The sequence below is a fragment of the Kribbella yunnanensis genome (genome assembly GCF_039529655.1).
GTDB classification, from domain to species: Bacteria; Actinomycetota; Actinomycetes; order Propionibacteriales; family Kribbellaceae; genus Kribbella; species Kribbella yunnanensis.
Window position 1 is genome coordinate 69169 of record NZ_BAAANF010000012.1, and the last position, 6219, is coordinate 75387.

Annotated in this window: 3 protein-coding genes; all 3 read left to right on the forward strand. The window is 67.5% G+C overall.

The window, feature by feature from the left end; genetic code table 11:
- The first annotated feature begins 14 nt into the window (after nucleotides 1-14).
- The 3 genes from ABD231_RS17750 to ABD231_RS17760 all read left to right on the forward strand — a co-directional run bounded on the left by ABD231_RS17750 (nucleotide 15) and on the right by ABD231_RS17760 (nucleotide 5867).
- Nucleotides 15-860, forward strand: coding sequence for a hypothetical protein (locus ABD231_RS17750; RefSeq protein WP_344152569.1), 846 nt, complete (start codon nucleotides 15-17; stop codon nucleotides 858-860).
- Nucleotides 857-2032, forward strand: coding sequence for a fumarylacetoacetase (gene fahA, locus ABD231_RS17755; protein WP_344152572.1), 1176 nt, complete (start codon nucleotides 857-859; stop codon nucleotides 2030-2032). Before ABD231_RS17750 ends, fahA begins: the two co-directional genes overlap by 4 nt.
- A 61-nt stretch (nucleotides 2033-2093) precedes the next feature.
- A complete protein-coding gene (locus ABD231_RS17760) occupies nucleotides 2094-5867 on the forward strand; it encodes an endo-alpha-N-acetylgalactosaminidase family protein (protein ID WP_344152575.1) in 3774 nt (1257 codons plus the stop codon).
- Nucleotides 5868-6219: the final 352 nt, after the last annotated feature.

Genomic DNA, 6219 nt, shown 5'->3' on the forward strand with positions numbered 1-6219 from the left:
CTAGGCTCGGACCCATGTCAACCGTCCCTGCCCTGTACCGGCACCTGGTCGACGACGCGGCGATGTTCCCACCCGGCAACCTCCCGCTGACCGAGGCCGTGACCGCTCACCGCGCGCACCGCGCCGCGCCGTACGCCGATCTGGTCGGCCCGTTCGTGTGTACCGATGAGGACCTGCCCCGGGTCGCGGAGGCCGCCGGCGACGAGCCGCTGCAGGTGACCGTCGTGGTCACCGGCGGCGCGGGCGGGATCGAGCCCGCCGTCCGCTGGGCCGACCGCTCCCCCTCGCTCGAGCTGACCGCGATCGAGGTCCGCTTGCGCGACGAAGGCGACCTCGCCCGGAACGCGCTGCGCGTCGTACGGGCTGCTGAGGCCTGCATCGACGACCAGACCGTGTACGTCGAGACCGGGCTGGACGGTTCCTGGGAGCAGGCGCTGGGCGCGATCGCCGAGGCCGGGTACGCCGCCAAACTCCGCACCGGCGGTCTCGACGCCCACCTGTTCCCGTCGGCCGACCAGGTGGCCAGCTACATCACGCGCTGCCTGGACGTCGAGGTCCCGTTCAAGTGCACCGCCGGCCTACACAACGCGATCGCCCACACCGACCCGGCGACCGGCTTCGAACACCACGGCTTCCTGAACGTGCTGCTCGCCACTCGCGCCTCACTCGACGCCGCCTCACCGGGCGAGGTTGCTGCCGTGCTGGCTTCTCGCGACGGTACGGCGCTCGCCGCGCAGGCGCGTGAACTGTCCGAGGCTCAGGTGTCGGGGACCCGGCGGTGGTTCCACTCGTTCGGCTCGTGCAGCATCGCGGAGCCGCGCGCCGACCTGACCGAACTGAACCTGATGGAGGACCTGTGAGCTGGATCGACATCCCGGACGGATCGCCGTTCGGGCCGGACAACCTGCCGCTCGGCGTGTTCCAGCGCGGCGACGAGGAGCCGCGGATCGGCGCCGCCATCGGCGACCAGATCATCGATCTGACGCCGATCGCGTCCGCGCAGCACCTGGAGAGCGCGCAGCAGTTCGCCCAGCCCACGCTGAACGGTTTTCTCGCCCTGGGCCGCCCGGTCTGGAGCGCGACTCGCGCCTGGCTCCTCGACCTCGTCAACGATCGCGACGCCGTCGAGCCGCATCTCATTCCGCAGTCGGAGGTGACGATGCTGCTGCCGTTCGAGGTTGGTGACTACGTCGACTTCTACGCCTCCGAGCAGCACGCGACGAACCTCGGCCGGCTCTTCCGCCCGGACTCAGAACCCCTGCTCCCGAACTGGAAACACCTCCCGGTCGGCTACCACGGCCGCGCCGGCACAGTCGTTGCCAGCGGCACCGACATCGTCCGGCCGTCCGGTCAACGCAAGGCACCTGACGCCAACGCACCGACGTACGGGCCGTCCACGCGCCTCGACATCGAGGTCGAGCTCGGGTACGTCGTCGGAACACCATCCACCCTCGGCAAGCCGGTCTCGGTCGACGACTTCCGCGAGCACGTGTACGGCGTTGTGCTGGTGAACGACTGGTCGGCCCGCGACATCCAGGGCTGGGAGTATGTCCCGCTCGGCCCGTTCCTCGGCAAGTCGTTCGCGACCTCGATCTCCCCGTGGGTCGTCTCACTCGACGCCCTCGAGGCGTCCACCGTCCCGCTGCCCACCCAGGACCCGCCGGTACTCCCGTACCTCGCCGGCACGAAACTGGTGAACTACGACATCACCTTCGAGGTCCGCATCAACGGTCACCTGGTGAGCATCCCGCCGTACCGCGACATCTACTGGTCGCCCGCCCAGATGCTCGCCCACATGACCGTGAACGGCGCGTCCGTCCGCACCGGCGACCTGTACGCCTCGGGCACCGTCAGCGGCACCGAACCCAACCAACTCGGCTCGCTGATCGAGCTCACCAAGGCCGGTCGCGAGCCGATCACCGTCGACGGCAAGGACTACACCTTCCTCCAGGACGGCGACGAGGTGAGCATCACCGCGTACGCCGGAACCCTCCACCTCGGCGAGGTCACCGGACGGATCATTCCCGGGTAATTCTGTTCATTAGTGTTCGTTTCTCTTGACGAGTTGGCGCTTACGTGCGAGTTTTCTGCGCATGAAACGTTCAGTGAGGTGGGGTTCGTCTGTGCCGTGTGCGGTGCTGCTCGTTGCCGGTGTGTTGACCGTGCCGACGAGCGCACAGGCAGCGGATGACCTGACGCTGCGGTCGCGGGAACTGACGGTCACGGTGGGAGCCGACTTCCCCCGCGTGATCAAGTACGTCGACAACTCGTCCGGTCAGGCATTGGCCGGGCGAGCTGAGGCGTTGTCGACGGTCACGATCGACGGGGTCGCGCGCACCGCGCACCTCGCCGCGACACCCACGGTCAGCGACGGCACGGCGTCGTACAAGCTGGCGTTCGACGCGCTGCCGGGCGTGGAGCTCGACGCGAGTCTGAGCCTGGCCGGTCGGGTCACGACATTCCGCATCGACGCTGTCCGCGACACCGAGACCACTCGGGTGCACACGCTCGACATCCCGGACCACGACCTGGTGTCGGTCGCGAGCACCGACGCGGGAGCGACGACCGCGTTCACCACGCTGGACCCGGACTCGACGCGGACGGCGGACAAGATCGCGCCGGTCACCGGTACGACGCCTGCCGATGCTACGGCGGTCGGAGCGACGTACGCGTTCGTGAACACCACTGGACTGGCCGCCGGGATCGAGTCGAACTCGGTCTACGACAAGCCGGCCGGGCAGTCCGTCGACGACGGGGCGCGGTTCTGGCATCGCGCGCGGAAGGGGACCGACGGGAGCACCAGGGTCGGCGTGTGGAGTGGGCAATGGACCTACCGCGCGGACACCTCGCCGTACACGGAGCCGTTGCCGTGGGCAAAGGTTGTGGTGACACCGGATGCGAACAAGGACAAGACGGTCGACTGGCAGGACGGCGCGATCGCGTTCCGCTCGATCATGACCGAGCCGCAGGGTGGTGACCAGGTCAAGAACCGGGTGATCACGCACATCCCGTTCAACTTCGCGAGCCAGGCAACGCATCCGTTCCTGCGCACGCTGGACGACGTGAAGCGGATCTCGCTGGCCACCGACGGGCTCGGGCAGATGGCGATCCTGAAGGGCTACGGCTCCGAGGGGCACGACTCTGCGCATCCCGATTACGGCGGCAACTACAACATCCGCGCGGGTGGGCTTGCTGACCTGAACACCTTGCTGAAGAAGGGCAAGAGCTGGAATGCCGGCTTCGGTGTGCACGTGAACGCGACCGAGTCGTACCCGGAGGCGAACGCCTTCAGTGAAGACCTGGTCGACAAGAAGGCCAAGGGCTGGAACTGGCTGAACCAGAGCTACTACATCAAGCAGCGTCCTGATCTTGCCTCGGGCAACATCGTCAAGCGGTTCCAGCAGTTGCGCGACGAGACCGACAAGAACCTCCAAGAGCTCTACATCGACGTCTACTACCAGTCTGGCTGGCTGGCCGACGGTCTGACCCGGCAGCTCGGCACGCAGGGCTGGCAGATCGCCACTGAGTGGGCCGATCGGCACGAGCGCACCTCGCTGTGGTCGCACTGGGCCACCGACCTCGACTACGGCGGCCCGACCAACAAGGGCCTGAACTCGCAGATCATCCGGTTCGTCCGGAACCACGAGAAGGATGTCTGGAACAACGACCCGATCCTGGGCCAGGCCAGCCTGGTCGAGTTCGAGGGTTGGACCGGTGAGGTCGACTGGAACAAGTTCTACGCCAACATCTGGCAGAAGAATCTGCCGACGAAGTTCCTTCAGCAGCAGAAGATCACCGACTGGAACTCCGGCGAGATCGGCTTCACCGGCGGCGTCCGCGGCGCGGTCGAGGGCGGCAAGCGCGCCCTGTACGTCGGCAACGCGAAGGTGCTCGATGGTGACAAGTACCTGCTGCCGTGGGATGGGAACAAGAAGCTCTACCACTACAACCCGGCCAGCGGCAGCACCACCTGGACACTGCCCGCCGCGCTCGCGAAGGTCCCGTCGTTCGGCGTCTACAAGCTGACCGACACCGGCCGCGTGAAGGTCGGTACGGCGCGCGCCCGGAACGGCGCTGTCACCCTCGACGCGGTCGCCGGGCAGCCGTACGTGCTGTACCCGATCGCGGCTCCGACCCCGCCGCCCGCGAATTGGGGTGACGGCACCCACCTGCAGGACCCCGGCTTCAACGCGGCAACCCTGAGCGCCTGGAACGCGGTCGGCGGCGCGGAGATCGACACGTTGGCGAACGGGCAGCATGTTGCCTCGCTCGGAACTCGCGCATCCTCGCTCGGGGCTCGCGCATCGTCGCTGCAGCAGCGGATCACCGGGCTGACCCGAGGCAAGACCTACAGCGCCTCGGCGTGGATCGAGGTCGAGCCGGGGAAGTCCCGCCCGACCACGATTTCGGTGGATGGTGTGCAGAACACGGTCGTCCGGTCGACGGCCAGGAACCAGGTGGCGTCCGACGACAAGCACGATGCCTACTACCAGCGTGCGAGGGTCGTGTTCACCGCCAAGGGATCGACGGCTGACCTGCGCATCGGCGCGGTCGCCGGGACGGCCAGGGTGCGGATCGACGACGTCCGCGTGGTCGAGACCACGAAGACCGCCACGGAAGGGTTCGAGAACGTCGATCAAGGGTGGGGACCGTTCGTGAAGGGTGACGCCGGTGGCGTGACCGATCCGCGAACCGTGCTCGCTCGCAAGCACGCGCCGTACACGCAGGCCGGCTGGAACGGGAAGCTGGTCGACGACGTACTGGATGGTGAGTGGTCGCTCAAATCGCATGAGGAGAACGAAGGGCTCGTCTACCGGACTGCGCCGTGGACGGTGAACTTCCAGCCGGGGCACAAGTACAAGGTCAGCTTCGACTACGCGAGCGGCCGGGCCGGGCAGTACGCCTGGGTGCATGGGGTGGATCGGCCCGATTCGGTCGAGGTCAAGTCGACCCCGATTGGTGAGCAGCGGACCAAGACGACGCTGAACCAGGAGTTCGTGGCCGGGTGCGGCGGCGACAACTGGGTCGGACTGCGCAAGTTGACCGACGGCGGCGACCAGTCCGACTTCATCATCGACAACTTCGCGGTCACCGATCTCGGCGCAACTTCTGAGCCGGCTGACTGCACGTCGGTGGCGGTGACCGGGACGAGCGGTCTGGTCTCCGGTGAGGCCAACACGATCACGACGTCGTTCACCAACAACGATGTCGTTGCCGCAGCCAACATCACGCTGGGCCTGACCGGACCGGCAGGCTGGACGATCGCGGCCACCTCACCGGCGACGTACAGCTCGGTTGCCGCTGGGGCCACCGTGAAGACCACCTGGGATGTCACTCCCCCGGCAGGCACGGCCGAAGGCAAATACGTGCTGACGGCAACGGGTGGTCAGTCCGTGGCGACCGCAGAGGCAACTGTGCTACCGCCGGGAATCGTGCCGCAGTCCCGGATCAAGGTCGCCGATGTGAGCAGCGAGGACGCCGGAACCGGCGGCGCGGCGACCGCGGCACTGGACGGGAATCCCAGCACCCTCTGGCATTCCGCGTGGTCCGAGGTGAGCACCCCGGCAACGTTCCCCCATCACCTCACGCTCGACCTCGGATCGACGTATCAGGTGAACGGCCTGGGCTACCTGCCCCGCCAGTCGGGCACAAACGGGATGTTCAAGGGCTACGAGATCTACGTCAGCCCAGACGGCCAAACCTGGGGCTCCCCAGTCGCAACCGGCCAGTTCCCGAACTCCACCGCCGTACAACGCGTCGACTTCCCCGTCGTCACCGGCCGCTACGTGAAGTTCGTCGGCACGAGTTCCCTGAACGGAGCAGTCTTCGGCTCAGCCGCAGAACTCAACGTCTACGGAACCCGCTAACCCCCCACCCCTCACCGCCCACCCTCACCCCCGCACCCGCACCCCCGCACCCCCGCACCCTCACCCCCGCCCCCGCACCCCTCGCCCCGCACCCTCACCCCCGCACCCCTCGCCCCGCCTCGCCCCCAAAGAGCAGCCCCCCATTCCCCAACACCCCCGCTGCTCTTTGTGCACCCCACGCATCTTTGGGAATCCACCAACCACTTCGAGCTCACGAAAATGGTCGGTGGGTGCACAAAGTTGGACCTCGTGCACAAAGAGAAGGCGACCCACCTTTGGGCGGGAGGGAGCGAGGGGCGCGCGGGCGAGGCGAGGGACGCGAGGGGGTGGCGATTGGGGTGGGCTGGAGCGT